This is a genomic window from Arcticibacter sp. (assembly GCF_053551015.1).
In genome coordinates this window covers 113,765-130,497 of record NZ_JBMQOB010000023.1, presented here as the reverse complement: position 1 = coordinate 130,497, position 16,733 = coordinate 113,765, and the positions used below count along the sequence as shown (strand labels likewise).

Sequence of the window (16,733 nt, the reverse complement as noted above, 5' to 3'; positions counted from 1 at the left end):
TGCGGAAATCACACACACATATACAAATCGCGACATATAATTGCGTATACAGTCAGAAAGGAACCATTCTCAAATGAATATATTTAGTAAAGTGCTCTTGTTGTCGGCTTTCTTGCCTTTAGCTTCTATTGCTCAAAAATCAGATAGTCCTAAACCCAATTGGTTTAACCTTGACCTCGTTCAGGATGGCGTCTTTGGCGTCAGCACAGAAAGAGCTTACGAACTCTTGAAGAACAAGAAAAGTGTTCCCGTTGTGGTGGCCGTGATTGACGGTGGTATCCAGCAGGATCATGAAGACCTCAAGGATGTGATGTATGTTAATCCGAAGGAAGTCGCAGGGAACAAAAAAGACGATGACAATAACGGCTACGCCGATGATATATATGGATGGAACTTCCTGGGTTCTCCAGTGGGAACTGTGCGCTACGATAACCTGGAGGTGGTAAGGATGGTGCGTAAGTATCAGGACCGCTATGCGTCTGTGGTGAACTCCACCCCTCTTGATAAAGAGGAAAGGGCGGAGTTTAATCTCTACAAGCGGCTGGTGACGGAGTATATGGGTAAGATGGAGAACGCGCGCTACGGCTATGAGCAGTTGTCGACCTTGTCTAAGCAGGTAAACGCGATTGTCGGTAAGATCGGAAAGGCTAAACCTAGCTTGAAGGACTTCGATAGCTATAAAGCTGCGAATGAGCTGGAGTCAAAAGCACTGCGTGCGATCCGCTCATCCCTGAAGAAGGATCCGGATTACGTAAAATTCAAAGAGGAACTGGACGAGACCCTGCACTACTATTATAGTCAGGTAAACTATCATTTGAATATTGATTATGATCCACGGGATTCGGTGAAGGATGACTATGCCAACGGATGGCAGCGTCGTTACGGGAATAGCGACATTCAGGGTCCAGATGCAGATCATGGAACCCACGTTGCGGGTATTATCGGGGCAAATCGTAAAAACGATATAGGTATCAAGGGAGTGGCGGACAATGTCCGGATTCTAGGTGTAAGGGCTGTGCCCGATGGCGACGAAAGGGACAAGGATGTCGCAAATGCCATTTTTTACGCTGTCGACAACGGTGCGAAGGTGATCAATATGAGCTTTGGTAAATCTTTTTCGTGGGACAAGAAGTTAGTGGATAGTGCAGTGCGCTATGCAGCGTCTAAAGACGTGCTGCTGGTACATGCGGCAGGTAACGACGGAAAGAATACAGATTATAGTAATAACTTCCCTACTGCGATATTTTCTGATGAACGTGATCCGAACATGTGGCATGCGCCAAGGCCTATTTTCGCAGCTTTGGAGCAAGCGGGCGCTGGGGCTGGTCCAATGTCGGGCGGTATGAGATCCAGAACGCCAATCCGTTTAGCGCGAGATACAACGAAGCTGGGCCTTCCAAAAGCAGCAAACTGGATTGAAGTGGGAGCATCCGGCTGGAAGAATGATGGAAGTCTGGTGGCAGAATTCTCGAACTATGGCAAGCGTACCGTTGATGTTTTCGCTCCTGGAGTAAAGATCAATTCAACTATGCCGGGTTCTAAGTATAAGGAGAATGATGGAACGAGTATGGCATCTCCGGTAGTTGCCGGTGTCGCTGCGTTGATCAGGTCGTACTATCCCTCGCTTACCGCTATGGAAGTAAAGGATATCATCATGAAGTCAGTAGTGAAGGTAGAGCAAAAGATAAAGGTAGTAGATGTGGAAGGCAGCAAGCGTGTTCCTTTGTCAGAGCTCTGCGTGTCGGGTGGGGTGGTGAATGCTTACAACGCCATTCAACTGGCAGAGAAGCTACAACGTAAATAAATTCGGGAAATTTGTTAACTTTGCACCGCATTTAACGCTGTTTGCAGCAGTATCGGTGAATCTATGACACAATATCAGACATTACTTTATTATTGCTATACGACTATAGCGAACGCGGAGCAGTTTGCTGAAGATCATCTTCAGTTCTGTAAGTCACTTCAACTCGTTGGGCGAATCATCGTCGCTGATGAGGGATTGAATGGTACCGTATCAGGTACCCGGGAATCCTGTGAAACCTATATGCGTCACATTGACTCCAACCCGATCTTTGCGGGCATTGAATTTAAGATAGACAATGTAGAAGAACCTTCGTTCATCAAAATGCACTGTCGTTATAAGTCAGAAATCGTTCATTCAGGGCTTCGTGATCCTCATGTGATTAATCCTCAGCAAAAGACAGGTATCCACCTGGAGCCTCAGGAATTCATGGAAATGAAGGACAGGGATGATGTGGTGGTTCTTGATGTTCGCTCCAACTATGAGCATTCTCTTGGAAAGTTTAAAAACGCAGTAACGCTGGATATTGATAATTTCCGGGACTTTCCGGCAATGATCAATGAGCTGGCTAAGTATAAGGACAAGAAGATCCTGACTTACTGTACAGGAGGGATCAAGTGTGAAAAAGCCTCTGCATTGTTATTGCACGAAGGTTTTCCAGAGGTGTATCAGCTGCATGGCGGTATCATCAAGTATGGTAAGGAAGCAGGTGGTAAAGATTTTGAGGGAAAGTGTTACGTATTCGACAACCGCGTGGCTGTAGATGTGAACCAAATAAACCCTGTTGTCATATCTAAGTGTTACAATTGCGGAAAGACGACTGCGAAGATGATCAACTGTGCGAATCCGGAGTGTAATGAGCATTTTACTCAATGCGATGACTGCGGTTGGAAATTAGATGGCTGCTGTTCTGAAGCATGCCAGGAGCATCCCCGCAAGCGGATGTATGACGGCACGGGCTACTACGTGAAAGTCCCGATGCAGGTTAACCTGAATAAGAAGAAGAGCGGACCTGTTTCTGCACTTCAGCTCCAATAGATTTTGATAGAAAGTCCGGCCTTTTACGAGATCCGGACTTTTTTATAAGAGGTGATATTTACTCCTGCAACCGTTTCTTGTATTGGAGCAGTCGCGCCTTTACGTACATATCATTTCCTTGTCCAAAGCTCATCTTTGGCATAGACACTCGCTCTGTATTTTCAGAATTCGACCTTGTAAACCGTTCGATGTTTATCCACCTCGGACATCCATTGGTGTAAACATGTTGAACAAATGTTTGTACCTCATTTTTGGTGTACGAAGGCTTTTTCTCTCTTTAGATCAAGAAAAAATTCTATCCGCTTGGTAACCTGCGATTTAAGGTGATTTTTTGTTTGATTTCTGTTCTGCAAGCGTCACAAAATGAGATGTTTTGTGTTATTGTGTAATACTAACTGAATAAACTAAACAACAAGTCCTATGAGGAATTTTACCAAAAGCCTGGCAGGTTGTTTTCTGATAATCCTTTTATTTTGCGGACAAGCCTTTGCACAGAACATTGCTGTGAGAGGTCGGGTTACAGATGCTGCTAATGGCGAAACTCTAATTGGCGTCAGTATCAAGGTGAAGGGTGGTACCCAGGGTACATCCACTGATGCGACGGGGGCATTTTCAATCAATGTGGCGCCGACAGCCACCCTGGTGTTCACCTACATTGGCTTTGAGCCAATAGAAGTGCCTGTTAACAATCAAACAACGCTGAACGTTAAGATGAAGACATCTGCCTCTGCACTAGAGGAAGTGGTCGTGGTTGGTTACGGTACGCAGCGAAAGAGCGACGTTACCGGATCGGTAGCGAAGATCAAGGGCGCTGACATAGCCAGTCAGCCTGTCCTTGCGGCTACGCAGGCCATACAAGGTCGCGTGGCAGGGGTTCAGATTTCCAGTTCAGGAGATCCGAATGCATTACCTACCGTCCGCATACGCGGTACGGGAACCATGAAGGGGGGAGTAAATCCGCTGTACGTTGTAGATGGAATTATAACCGAAGACATCCGGAATATCAACAATGCAGATATCGTTTCGATGGATATCCTGAAAGATGCTTCGGCCACTGCCATTTATGGTATGCGCGCTGCGAACGGCGTTTTACTGATTACGACCAAGAAGGGGAAAAGTGGAAAGATGTCGATCACCTATGATGGGCATACGGGAGTAAAGGAAGCTGCCAATCTGGTTGATATGGCCGGGCCTGCTCAATATGCAGGGTATCTGAACGAAGCCAATATCTATTATGGCAGTGGAGATGAGCTCATCACGGCAGATCAGCTGGCAGCAGGAGGCAATACAGACTGGTATGATGCCATACTGAAGAAAGGCTTCCAGCAGAATCATAACATCTCACTTTCCGGAGGCTCAGAAGACCTGACGTATTTTGTCAGTGCAGGCTATCTTTCAGATGCAGGTATTATTGAAACCAATAATTTTAACCGTTTCACCCTTCGCTCCAACAATGAATACAATGCAGCGAAATGGTTGAAACTCTCTTCCCTGATCTCGTTTAGCAGATCTAATAACAGAGGGGTAGACTTATCGGCCTTCAATGTGGCCTACCGCGCTGCGCCTTATGTGGTGGCTAAGCAGGATGGAAGATATGGAAACACCTCTATTTCTAATAACGTGGGTAATCCCCTGCTGAGCCTGGAGAAGGTAGATAACCGCACACTTGGTAACCGGGTACAAGGATCATTCGGTCTGGATGTGAAGCCGGTATCCTGGTTGAGCCTTCGTTCCAGCTTTGGTGTCGATCTGGATTTTAACAGGAGTACGAACTACGGCTACCAATTCGACAATGTGGGCGAGAATAGTGTCTTTATTACACAGGGAGGAAATCAGCTCCGTAACAGGAGCGATCTGACGGTGATCAATAACAACGCAACGAAGTGGGTATGGGATAATACGGCAACTTTTAACAAGATATTTGATAAGCATAGTCTGAACGTGCTGGTTGGTGTCACTTCCGAATATTATCATTTCAACAGTCTTGAAGGTAAACGCTTTGATGTTCCGGCCGACAGGGATCAATGGTATCTGGGCGCCGGTACCACTGCTGGTTCAACGAACAACAACACGGGTGATAAGTGGACACGAAACTCTTATATAAGCAGGCTGAACTACGCATATGATAACCGGTATTTGCTGACTGCTACATTCAGGGCTGACGGTACATCACGCTTCCCTTCTAACAACCGTTGGGGGTATTTCCCTTCTGTAGGTTTGGGTTGGAACATTGCGGAAGAGGATTTTATGAAGGGACAAAAGACACTTACTACTTTCAAGATCAGGGGAAGCTGGGGTAAGGTCGGTAATGACCAGATAGCGACCGACGTGTATTTCCCGATTGCGGCTATTAATATCCCGTACTTCTATAATGGGGTGGAATATTCCGGCATCGCCTTCGATCAGTTGCCTGATAAGAACGTGAAGTGGGAAACCACCGAGGAATTCGATCTGGGCCTGGACTATGGGTTCATCGATAACCGCTTAACTGGGGAGATTGACTATTACCATAAAAAGACCAGTGATGCATTGATTGACATCAGGATACCGGCCATTCTGGGGGATGCAAATTCGCTGTACACGACTAATGCCGCTACTTTTACCAATCAGGGTGTTGAGTTTGGCATCAACTGGACCGGCAAGATCGCAAAGGACTGGAGCTATAATATCGGTGGAAACGTGGCTTACAATAAAAACGAAATCACCGGACTTAATGGTGGCCAGGCTCTTGTAGAAGGAAATGTTGGCGGGAATCAGGGGAATGTGACCCGCTCTGATAATGGTCAGCCGATAGGAAGCTTCTACGTGTACGAGGCAGACGGTATTTTTCAGAACGCAGCAGAAATTGCCGCCTCTGCTCAGAAGGATGCACGTCCTGGTGATCTGAGATATAAGGATCTTAGCGGGCCTAACGGTACTCCGGATGGTGTGATCAACGAATTCGACAGGACTTTTGTAGGCTCTTATCAGCCGAAGTACACGTTTGGTATCAACGGAAACGTAACCTATAAGGGCTTTGATCTGAGTCTGAATACCTATGGTACAGCCGGTGGAAAGATCTACAACGGAAAGAAGGCTGCGCGGTCAGATCAGCGGGATAACCTGGAAGCAGATGTTGTGAAAAACCGCTGGACGCCCGACCGCCCGAGCAACAGTGTTCCGAGAGCTACGCTGGGTCAGCTTCCTGCCTCGACGTATTTCATTGAGAAAGGTGATTTCTTCCGAATCAATAATCTGACACTCGGATATGCCATCCCTAAAGAAAAGCTTTCGAGGTTCTATGTAGACCGTCTTCGTGTATTCGTTGCGGTGCAGAACCTGGCTACCATCACCGGGTATAGCGGCTTTACCCCGGAGATCGTGAGCGGAAGTCCGCTCAACGCAGGTATAGAGTCAAATATCTATCCAACCACCCGGACATTTACATTCGGGGTGAATATAGGCTTGTAATCTTAAACAGAACATCATGACAACGCATAAATACATTGTACTCATCACGGCAGCGCTGCTGGTACTGTCTGGATGCAGCAAGGACTTTTTGGATGTAAACCCCCAGGGGCAGCTGGTCGAAGAGCAGGCCTTACGTGACCCTAACGCCGCTGAACAGCTGGTGGGAGGTGTTTACAATACCCTCTACTTTGGCGGTTTCGGGAGGACTACCGTAGGCTTCTTATTTGAATGCTTAAATGATATCGCCTCGGATGATTCCGACAAGGGAAGTTCGCCCTCCGATTTTGCTGAAGGTGGGGAGCTCGATAATTTCTCTGTCACTCCCAATAACTCCATCCTGAATAATATCTGGACAGGGCATTATACTGCCATTGCGCGCGTAAACAGAGCCATCGACATTTTGAATCAAAGCACCTTTGATGAGAGCGTAAAGAACCGTTTACTTGGCGAGGTGCGTTTTCTCCGGGGCTTGTACTATTTCAATCTGGTGAGGACCTTTGGCGGCGTACCGCTGTTGACCCGTGTGCCTGATCCATCAGAAGGAAACAACGACGAGTTTCAGACCCGTGCTTCCGCGGATCAAGTTTATCAGGTGATTCTGGAAGATCTTCAGTTTGCTGCAGACAATCTTCCTTTGAAGGGCAATACCGTAGTGGGTCGTGCCTCTAAGGGAGCTGCTCAAAGCTACCTGGCGAAGGTCTATATGTATCGCAAAGACTGGCCGAAGGTTCTTGAAAACACCACAGCCGTGATTAACTCCGGTCAATATGGGCTGGTACAGGATTATGCTTTGATCTTTAGAGAGAAGCCTGCTAATAACGAGGGTGGCAACAATAATATTGAATCCATCTTTGAAGTGCAAACAGGTATTAACCTTGGAGAGAATGCAGTGAGTCCGCTTTATAGCAATGGTCAGGGCCCCCGTTCAAGAGGGGGATGGAATGACCTCGGATTTGGTATCAACACGCCGAGTGCAGATCTGGCAAATGCATACGAACCTGATGATGAGCGGAGAGCAGCCACTATCATTTTTATTAATCCTACGGTGGTTCCCCGCGCTGGCGGAGATCCGGCAAACAGAGGAACAGTATTGTGGGACGGCTTCCGGATACCTACTCAGGACTCTGTAGAAAATGAACGCTACAACTACAAGGCTTATCATAGTCCACTTCTTGAGTCTCCTCAGGTCAGCAATAACAAGGACAACAAGCCCAAGAACATTCGTTTGATGCGCTATGCAGATGTGCTGCTGATGTATGCGGAGGCGCAGGCAAACCTGGGGAATGGGGGAGAGGCTCAAGCGAAGCTGACACTGGTGCGTAACCGTGCAGGATTGGCAGCGGTGCCGGGCACAATTGAAAACATCTGGAAAGAACGCAGGGTGGAGCTGGCAATGGAACAGGATCGTTTCTTTGACCTGGTGAGACAAGGCAGGGCGGGTACCGTATTGCGGTCAAAAGGCAAGCCTTTCGTTGACGGTAAACATGAGCTGTTCCCTATACCACAGGCTCAGCGAGATCTAAGTGGCGGAAGGCTGACTCAGAACCCTGGATATTAATGTATACTAATTGAATTTCAATATGAAACTTAGATATCAATCACTAGCGCCGGTTATGTTGATAACTGTGTTAGTAACCTGTTTTACCTCCTGTACAGAGCCAGATATGGATGATGATTTCGTGACAGGAGAGGCTCCTTCCATCGGGGAGTGGAAGGGATCTGAAGAGATTGCTCCATCTGACCTGGTCTCCTACTGGAGCTTTGACGGCGATGCCAAAGATCAGAAGGGGAACGTCACGGGAGAACGTATTAACGGGGATGCCACCTTTGTGGATGGAAGAAAAGGCAAGGCTTACAAAGGCTCGGCGAATGCTTTCATCTCTTATGATAACCCGGGAACACTAGCAGGCCTGACCAGCTTTACGGTATCGTTCTGGATCAATACAGCTAAACATAGTGGTGGAGCCCAGGGTATATACGCACTCAGCAGAGCTGATGGAGCGTTTTGGAGCAACTTCTTTGTGATCGTGGAAGGTAATACTTCTTCGAATAACCGGATGCAACTGAAGCTGCATTTCCAAAAGAGTGTAAACCCTGCGATTCCGAATGCAGAGAACTGGGTAGACCCACCTGATGCAAGCAGACCTGATAATATGTATGGTGCCTGGAGGCATGTGACCTATACCTATGATGAGCAGACGTCGAAAGCAGCCATGTATGCGAACGGTCAGGCAGTAGATATCGGAAGTGCTGCAGATCGTAAAAGTGGTGTAGGAGATGCACCTCTGGGGCCTCTGGCTTTTAAAAATGCCGCTAAGTTCATCATCGGCGGTTTTCAGAACCACCTGGGTGCTCCTTACGGTGGTTTGGAGCCCTGGATGCTGAATTATACCGGCATGTTGGATGAGATGCGCATCTATAAAAGGGCTCTCAACAGCCAGGAAGTATCCGCATTATATCAGTTAGAAAGACAGGGAAGATAATCAGAGAGAGAGATGAGGTCAATAAAGCTGGTGTTTTTGCTTATCCCCTTTATTCTTTTTTCGTGCAAAAAAGATAAACGGGAAGAGTCTGTTCCAGCTTCTGAGCGTTTTGCACTTGTATCCGCTCAGGTGGACAGCGTAAAGGATAGCACCCTAAGCTATACGGAGGTGAGCTCCCGGCCGTCCATGAAGCTTGTTTTTTCCTCCCCGATTGAGACTTTGTCTGCACAGAGGGAGGTTCTTTTTAATGAAGAGTCGGGAAAGGGCGTGCCGTTTACGCTCACGTTTGAGGATGAGAATCGTTCCATGGTGATCAGACCTGCTTCCGCCCTCCCTTCACTGGAAGGCTACAAGTTGATCGTTGGCGAGGGACTTCAGGGAGCCTCCGGACAGACCCTGGATGAGCGCATCACCTTGAGCCTGAAAACACGTTTGGACTCGACTGATAAATTCCCGAGGATATCGGATGATGAACTGCTAAGCCTGGTTCAACGGCAGACCTTTAAGTACTTCTGGGATTTTGCACACCCTGTGAGTGGTCTTGCGAGGGAACGGAACACATCGGGAGAGACGGTGACTTCAGGCGGATCAGGGTTCGGTATCATGACTATCGTAGTGGGCATCCACAGGAACTTTATCACCCGTCAGGAAGGTCTTGCCAGGATGCAGCGCATAGTAGGTTTTCTGAAGAACAAAGCACAGCGTTTCCATGGAGCATTTCCACACTGGATGAATGGCAGTACCGGAGTGGTGCAGCCGTTCAGCAGTAAGGATAACGGAGCTGATCTGGTGGAGACATCGTTGCTCTTTCAGGGACTGCTTACTGCCCGTCAGTATTTCGACGGCAGTGATGCCGCAGAAGCGGCACTCCGGAATGATATCAATACCTTGTGGAAAGAGGTGGAGTGGGACTGGTTCAGGAAGGATAAGGAGGATGTTTTATACTGGCACTGGAGCCCCGATTATAAATGGGATATGAACCTGCCTGTTCAAGGTTGGAACGAAGCACTGATTACCTATGTTCTTGCTGCATCATCACCTTCCCACGCTATTCCAAAGTCGGTATATGATAAGGGATGGGCAGGCAGTGGAAAGATGGTCAATGGGAACAAGTATCAGGATATTGTGCTCCCGCTCGGTCAGCCCAATGGAGGGCCTTTGTTCTTTTCCCATTATTCCTTTCTTGGGCTTAATCCCAAGGGCCTGAAAGATGCCTATGCAGATTACGGTGTGCAGAACAGGGCGCATGCTATGATCAATTATCGCTATTGTGTGGCAAACCCGAAAGGCTTCTTTGGGTATAGCCTGGATTGCTGGGGATTGACGGCCAGTGATGATATCAACGGCTATCTGGCTCACGAACCCAATAACGATAATGGAGTGATCTCGCCTACCGCGGCCTTGTCATCATTCCCCTATACCCCTGAACAGTCGATGAACGCATTGAAGTTCTTTTACTATAAGCTTGGCGACAGGCTCTGGAAGGAATACGGCTTCATAGATGCGTTCTCCTTATACGAACCCTGGTTCGCCAACTCGTTTCTGGCGATAGATCAGGGACCGATAATTATTATGATTGAAAACCACCGAAGTGGATTGTTATGGGATCTGTTTATGAGCTGCCCTGAGGTAAAGACTGGTCTCCGGTCTTTAGGATTTACCAGTCCGCATATCTAACCAATGGATAACATGAAGAACTTATATACCATTTGCGTTATTCTGCTTATACTAAGCGCCAGTTCCTGTGGAAGGAATAAAAAAGCGGAGTCTGCAGTATCAACAAAGGATTCGGTCAGCGATGACTCCTTGTTAACCCTCGTTCAGAGAAGGACCTTCGACTATTTCTGGGAAGGTGCTGAGCCTCATTCGGGAATGGCAAGAGAGCGGATCCACATCGATGGCGATTATCCGCAGAATGATCAGGATGTAGTCACTGTAGGTGGTGGCGGCTTCGGTATTATGGCAATTCTGGTTGGTATAGAACGGAAGTTTATCACGAGAAAGGAGGGTGTGGAGCGCCTCTCGAAGATCATGAATTTCCTTGATCAGGCTGATCGTTTTCACGGTGCCTGGCCGCACTGGCTTTATGGCAAAACAGGAAAAGTGAAAGCCTTCAGTAAGAAGGATGACGGGGGTGATCTCGTTGAAACGGCTTTCATGGCTCAGGGGCTGATCTGTGTGAGTGAGTACTTCAGGAATGGGAGTGATGATGAAAAGAAAGTAGCTGATCAGGCGGATAGTTTATGGAAAGCTGTCGACTGGAGCTGGTACAGGCGTGGAGGTCAGAATGTGCTATACTGGCACTGGAGTCCGCAATATGGTTGGGAGATGAATTTTCCGGTATCCGGATATAACGAATGCCTCGTGATGTATGTGTTGGCAGCAGCCTCGCCTACCCATGGCGTTCCTGCTGAAGTATATCATCAAGGATGGGCAAAAAATGGTGCTATCCGGTCTGATGCTGAACAATATGGGTATAAGGTTATACTAGGGCACAATGGATCACCGGGAAGTGTTGGGCCCCTGTTCTGGGCTCATTATTCGTACCTGGGGCTTGATCCAAAAGGGCTTAAGGACCAGTATGCCGACTACTGGCTTTTAAATCAGAATCATACTCTGATCAACCGGGCTTATGCAATAGCGAATCCCAAAGGATATAAAGGTTACGGTGAAAAAGCCTGGGGCTTAACGGCCAGTTACTCGGTTGATGGTTATGCGGGACATAGGCCTGGGGAGGATCTTGGTGTCATATCGCCGACTGCTGCTATTTCGTCTTATCCCTATACCCCTGAATATTCGATGATGGTGATCCGCCATTTGTATGACGATCTCGGCAACAAGCTTTGGGGGAAATATGGCTTTTATGATGCATATAGTGAAACGGATCATTGGTATCCGCAGCGTTATCTGGCGATCGACCAGGGTCCCGAAGTGGTGATGATTGAAAACGGGCGGTCAGGCTTGCTCTGGAAATTATTCATGAAGAATGATGATGTTCAGCGTGGTTTGAAGAAACTGGGCTTCTCAAGTCCGCATTTAAAGCAGTAGTATGATAAAAGATTTAATGACAGTATTAAAGGTCTGCACTTGTCTTGTTTGTTTTCTCACGGCGGGATCTGCGGGGAAGCTTTATGGACAGCAGATGCAGAGCACATATTGCAATCCCTTGAATATTGATTACACCTATATGGTTTATGATGCCAGCAGGAATATCTCCTATCGTTCAGGAGCTGATCCGGCGGTAGTGAAGTTCAGGGGAGAGTATTATATGTTTGTGACCCGCTCGATGGGGTACTGGCACTCCGTAGATCTAACGAACTGGACATTCATCACCCCTGAAAAATGGTACTTTCAGGGTTCAAATGCTCCTGCTGCTCACAACTATAAAGATTCGGTTCTGTATGTTGCTGGTGATCCATCAGGATCCATGAGCATCCTGTATACAGATAATCCGAAGAAAGGAGACTGGAAAGCGGTGCCGAACATCCTGAACGACTTACAGGATCCGGATCTGTTCATTGATGATGACGGGCAGGCCTATATGTTCTGGGGTTCGTCAAATACCTACCCCTTGAGAGGGAGAAAGCTGGACCGGAATAACCGTTTCGTTGCTGATGAAAAGATCGTGGAGCTTTTTAAACTTGACGGTGAAAAACATGGCTGGGAGCGCTTTGGAGAGAATCACTCTGATACGGTTCTGAAGGGATATATGGAGGGGGCCTGGCTGACGAAGTACAAGAATAAATATTACATGCAATATGCTGCTCCCGGCACCGAGTTCAACGTTTACGGCGATGGGGTATATATGAGCGATTCTCCTCTCGGTCCCTATAAGTACGCACCCAATAACCCGGTGTTCTACAAACCAGGAGGCTTTGCCAATGGGGCAGGTCATGGAAGCACAGTATTCGGCCCCGATAACACCTATTGGCACTTCGCTTCTATGGCACTTTCAGTCAACGTGAACTGGGAGAGGCGGCTCTGCATGTTCCCGGCATTTTTTGACAAAGACGGACTGATGTATTCGAATACCAGTTTCGGGGATTATCCGCATTACGCCCCATCAGTTGCCGGTAAAAAAGGGGCGTTCAGGGGCTGGATGCTGCTGTCGCTCGACAAGCCAATCCGCGCTTCTTCCACTCTTGCAGGTTACAAGGCAGAGAATGTTGTTGACGAAAATATCAAGACCTTCTGGGTGGCCGCTAAGAACGATTCCAGCCAATGGCTGGAGATCGACCTGGAGAAGCCATCCACAGTGCATGCAGTGCAGCTCAACTATCATGACTTCAAATCGGATCTTTATGGACGCGTAGCGGGGCTCTACCATCGCTATGTGATTGAGGGCTCCACAGACCGCCGGAACTGGAATACCCTGGTTGACCGCTCGGCCAGTTTCAGGGATGTGCCTAATGACTATGTTGAGCTCGGCGAAGCGGTGAAGGTTCGCTATATCCGCTACAGGAATATTCACGTACCGACACCTAACCTGGCCATTTCAGGGCTGCGTATTTTTGGCCTGGGACAAGGGAAAAATCCGGTGGAAGTAAAGGAGTTTGTCGTTAAGCGGCAGGCAGACCGGCGGGACGCAATACTCAGCTGGAGGAAGCAGGCAAATGCACAGGGGTACAACGTTTTCTGGGGAATAGCCCCCGATAAGTTGTATAATTCGTGGATGGTTTACGGTGAGAATTATTTGAATATGAAGAGTTTGGGTGCTGATCAGGCCTACTATTTCAGCATTGAAGCGTTTAATGAGAACGGCATATCAAAACGGTCTGCCGTTGTTAAAGTCAAGTAGTCATACAGCTTAATCATTTAATTATGAAGATTTACAAAGCACTTTTATTTTTCTTAACACTTAGCGTGTCGTGCGTAATGGCACAAACAAACCGAGACGGCAAAATGGATCAATTCATTAACAGCCTGATGCAACGGATGACCGTTGAGGAGAAGTTGGGACAGCTGAACCTGCCCAGTTCCGGTGATATCACAACCGGTCAGGCATCCAGCTCGGACATCGCACGTAAAATAGCTGAAGGGAAAGTCGGCGGATTGTTCAACATCAAGTCCGTCGCCAAGATCAGGGATGTGCAAAAGATCGCGGTGGAAAAAAGCCGCTTGAAGATTCCCCTGATATTTGGGATGGATGTGATCCATGGGTACCAAACCGTGTTCCCCATTCCTCTGGGGCTTTCATGCACCTGGGATATGCCACTCATTGAGCGCAGTGCCAGAATTGCCGCTGTTGAAGCAAGTGCCGACGGGATCAACTGGACCTTTTCTCCAATGGTTGATATTTCGAGAGATGCTCGCTGGGGCCGTGCATCCGAGGGTTCAGGAGAAGATCCTTACCTCGGTGCAGAGATAGCCAGAGCCATGGTGAAAGGGTACCAGGGCGACGACCTTTCCAGGAATAACACCATCCTTGCCTGCGTAAAGCATTTCGCTCTGTACGGTGCGGCAGAGTCGGGGCGTGATTATAATACAACCGACATGAGTCATCTGAGAATGTATAATGAATATTTTCTCCCCTATAAAGCCGCGATTGAGGCTGGCGTCGGGACTGTAATGACTTCTTTCAATGAGGTAGATGGCATTCCTGCAAGTGCCAATAAATGGCTGATGACCGAAGTTCTGCGTAACCAATGGGGATTTAATGGCATGGTGGTAACGGATTATACGGCGATTAATGAGATGGTTGATCACGGCCTGGGCGATCTGCGTACGGTATCTGCCCTGGCCCTGAAAGCGGGGGTGGATATGGATATGGTAGGCGAGGGTTTTCTTACTACCCTGAAGCAGTCTCTTAATGAGGGGAAGGTCACTCAGCAGGAGATAGATATGGCATGCAGACGTGTTCTGGAGGCTAAGTATAAACTGGGCCTGTTTAGCGATCCGTACCGCTACTGTGATCCTAAGAGGGCCAAACGGGAGATCTTCACTCCAGCGTTCAGAAAAGAAGCCCGCTCAACTGCAGCACAGAGCTTTGTTTTGTTGAAAAACGACAGGAATACGTTGCCGCTAAAGAAAAGCGGTACTATAGCGCTGGTAGGCCCCCTGGCAGATGCTACGGAAAACATGACGGGCACCTGGAGTGTAGCGGCTGATTTCGGGAAGTCGGTATCGGTGCTGAGTGCGTTGAAAGCCAGCGTGGGTAAACAAAGTCGTATTCTTTATGCGAAGGGGTCCAACCTCACTGAAGATAGTGCCCTTGAAGAGCGTTCTACCATGTTTGGTAAAGGTCTGCGGCGTGATAGTCGCAGTGCAGAGGTCATCCGTAATGAAGCGCTGGAGATTGCGAGACAATCAGACGTCATAGTCGCGGCACTGGGTGAGTCGGCTGAAATGAGTGGAGAGAGCTCCAGTCGAACAGACATAGGCATCCCTCAGGTTCAGAAAGATCTTCTTGCCGAGTTGCTGAAAACCGGGAAGCCTGTTGTGCTGGTATTGTTTACAGGCAGACCACTTGCGCTGAAATGGGAATCTGAGCAAGTACCTGCGATCCTCAATGTGTGGTTCGGTGGTTCTGAAGCAGGGGATGCAATTGCAGATGTGTTGTTTGGCAATGTGAATCCATCAGGTAAGTTAACCATGACTTTTCCACAAAACGTTGGGCAAGTGCCTATTTTCTACAATCACAAGAACACCGGCAGACCGTTGGAAGACGGTAAATGGTTTCAGAAATTCCGTTCAAACTATCTAGATGTATCAAACGATCCTCTTTATCCATTCGGATATGGGCTGAGTTATACCCAGTTCTCCTATGGAAACATTCGTCTGAGTGATAGTCTTCTGAGATCAGGACAGGCTATTACGGCCAGCGTGTCTGTTACCAATAGCGGTTCCCGCGAAGGTAAGGAAGTGGTGCAACTGTATATCCGCGACATGGTAGGTAGTATCACACGACCTGTTAAGGAACTTAAAGGCTTTCAGAAAATATCCTTGAAGCCCGGAGAGTCTAGAGAGGTGTCCTTCCGAATTGACGAGGAAATGCTGAAGTTCTATAACTCGGAGCTCAAGTTCGCTGCCGAACCGGGCGACTTCAAGCTGTTTATCGGAACTAACAGTCGTGATGCCAAAGAAGTTAATTTCAAGCTTCAATAGCGTATTCCTGTATCCTCAAAAGAAAATATTCTGAGTCGAAATACCTTAAAGAGCGTATATGAAACGGAGTCTTATCATCTTTTCCTTTTGCATAAGTTCTTTATGGCTCAGGGCTCAGGATTATAGCCGTTATGAGCGGAGCAGCTTTATTGCAAAGGGTGACACCCTGCCTTACCGGATACTTTTCCCTGAAAACTTTGATAGTTCAAGGAAGTATCCGGTCATATTTTTCCTTCATGGCAGAGGGGAGAGTGGAAGCAACAACGAAGATCAGCTTAAGAATGGAGGTACCCTCTTTCTGAAGCCCAACATCAAGTCGCAGTCTCCATGTGTCGTTATAGCTCCTCAATGTCCCGCCGATAGCTATTGGTCTAACGTCAAGATCAGAAGCGATACGGCGGGGAAGCGTAGCTTCTCGTTCCGAAAGAAGGGCAAGCCGACGAAGGCGATGCGACTCTTAGTGGGACTGGTGGACCGGATAATGGAGAAGCCCTTTATAGACTCCACTCAGGTTTATGCAGGAGGACTCTCGATGGGAGGTATGGGAACTTTCGAACTGCTTCGCAGGAAGCAGGGTCTATTTGCCGGAGTCTTTGCTATCTGTGGAGGCGACCATGTACGTAATGTAAAAAAGTATGAAGACGTGCCACTATGGATATTCCATGGAGGGAAAGATGATATTGTGTCGCCTGAGTTTTCAGAAAGGGTAGCTGAAAAACTAAAAGAGCGTGGTGCAGATGTCAGATTCAGCCTTTATCCCGATGCCAATCATAACAGCTGGGACCCTGCGTTCGCAGAGCCTGATCTGTTACCTTGGTTATTTTCTAAAAAGCGGATTACGGCGCCAGAATGAACGA

Annotated in this window: 10 protein-coding genes; all 10 read left to right on the top strand. The window is 47.9% G+C overall.

The window, feature by feature from the left end:
• Positions 1-73 precede the first annotated feature (73 nt).
• Entirely contained in the window at positions 74-1,804 is a 1,731-nt protein-coding gene (locus tag ACO1NU_RS17625; RefSeq protein ID WP_448819812.1) for a S8 family peptidase, read from the top strand.
• Positions 1,805-1,867: 63 nt separating this feature from the next.
• A complete protein-coding gene (trhO, locus tag ACO1NU_RS17620) occupies positions 1,868-2,839 on the top strand; it encodes an oxygen-dependent tRNA uridine(34) hydroxylase TrhO (protein WP_448819811.1) in 972 nt (323 codons plus the stop codon).
• A 420-nt stretch (positions 2,840-3,259) separates the two neighbouring features.
• Positions 3,260-6,289 carry a SusC/RagA family TonB-linked outer membrane protein gene (locus tag ACO1NU_RS17615; RefSeq protein ID WP_448819810.1) on the top strand — a complete coding sequence of 1,010 codons (3,030 nt, stop codon included), beginning with the start codon at positions 3,260-3,262 and terminating at the stop codon, positions 6,287-6,289.
• A 16-nt stretch (positions 6,290-6,305) separates the two neighbouring features.
• Positions 6,306-7,847 carry a RagB/SusD family nutrient uptake outer membrane protein gene (locus ACO1NU_RS17610; RefSeq protein ID WP_448819809.1) on the top strand — a complete coding sequence of 514 codons (1,542 nt, stop codon included), beginning with the start codon at positions 6,306-6,308 and terminating at the stop codon, positions 7,845-7,847.
• Positions 7,848-7,953: 106 nt separating this feature from the next.
• Positions 7,954-8,772 carry a LamG domain-containing protein gene (locus tag ACO1NU_RS17605; protein WP_448819808.1) on the top strand — a complete coding sequence of 273 codons (819 nt, stop codon included), beginning with the start codon at positions 7,954-7,956 and terminating at the stop codon, positions 8,770-8,772.
• A gap of 12 nt (positions 8,773-8,784) precedes the next feature.
• On the top strand, positions 8,785-10,449 hold the full coding sequence (locus ACO1NU_RS17600) for a glucoamylase family protein (protein ID WP_448819807.1): 1,665 nt from the start codon (positions 8,785-8,787) through the stop codon (positions 10,447-10,449).
• 12 nt (positions 10,450-10,461) lie between these two features.
• Positions 10,462-11,820 carry a glucoamylase family protein gene (locus ACO1NU_RS17595; protein WP_448819806.1) on the top strand — a complete coding sequence of 453 codons (1,359 nt, stop codon included), beginning with the start codon at positions 10,462-10,464 and terminating at the stop codon, positions 11,818-11,820.
• Position 11,821: 1 nt separating this feature from the next.
• Positions 11,822-13,570 carry a family 43 glycosylhydrolase gene (locus tag ACO1NU_RS17590; RefSeq protein WP_448819805.1) on the top strand — a complete coding sequence of 583 codons (1,749 nt, stop codon included), beginning with the start codon at positions 11,822-11,824 and terminating at the stop codon, positions 13,568-13,570.
• A 23-nt stretch (positions 13,571-13,593) separates the two neighbouring features.
• A complete protein-coding gene (gene bglX, locus ACO1NU_RS17585) occupies positions 13,594-15,876 on the top strand; it encodes a beta-glucosidase BglX (protein WP_448819804.1) in 2,283 nt (760 codons plus the stop codon).
• A 58-nt stretch (positions 15,877-15,934) separates the two neighbouring features.
• Positions 15,935-16,729 carry a carboxylesterase family protein gene (locus ACO1NU_RS17580; RefSeq protein ID WP_448819803.1) on the top strand — a complete coding sequence of 265 codons (795 nt, stop codon included), beginning with the start codon at positions 15,935-15,937 and terminating at the stop codon, positions 16,727-16,729.
• Positions 16,730-16,733 lie beyond the last annotated feature (4 nt).

Coding starts and splice junctions, on each gene's coding strand:
- ACO1NU_RS17625 (WP_448819812.1), top strand. CDS start 74: ATGAATATATTTAGTAAAGTGCTCTTGTTGTCGGCTTTCTTGCCTTTA.
- trhO (WP_448819811.1), top strand. CDS start 1,868: ATGACACAATATCAGACATTACTTTATTATTGCTATACGACTATAGCG.
- ACO1NU_RS17615 (WP_448819810.1), top strand. CDS start 3,260: ATGAGGAATTTTACCAAAAGCCTGGCAGGTTGTTTTCTGATAATCCTT.
- ACO1NU_RS17610 (WP_448819809.1), top strand. CDS start 6,306: ATGACAACGCATAAATACATTGTACTCATCACGGCAGCGCTGCTGGTA.
- ACO1NU_RS17605 (WP_448819808.1), top strand. CDS start 7,954: ATGGATGATGATTTCGTGACAGGAGAGGCTCCTTCCATCGGGGAGTGG.
- ACO1NU_RS17600 (WP_448819807.1), top strand. CDS start 8,785: ATGAGGTCAATAAAGCTGGTGTTTTTGCTTATCCCCTTTATTCTTTTT.
- ACO1NU_RS17595 (WP_448819806.1), top strand. CDS start 10,462: ATGAAGAACTTATATACCATTTGCGTTATTCTGCTTATACTAAGCGCC.
- ACO1NU_RS17590 (WP_448819805.1), top strand. CDS start 11,822: ATGATAAAAGATTTAATGACAGTATTAAAGGTCTGCACTTGTCTTGTT.
- bglX (WP_448819804.1), top strand. CDS start 13,594: ATGAAGATTTACAAAGCACTTTTATTTTTCTTAACACTTAGCGTGTCG.
- ACO1NU_RS17580 (WP_448819803.1), top strand. CDS start 15,935: ATGAAACGGAGTCTTATCATCTTTTCCTTTTGCATAAGTTCTTTATGG.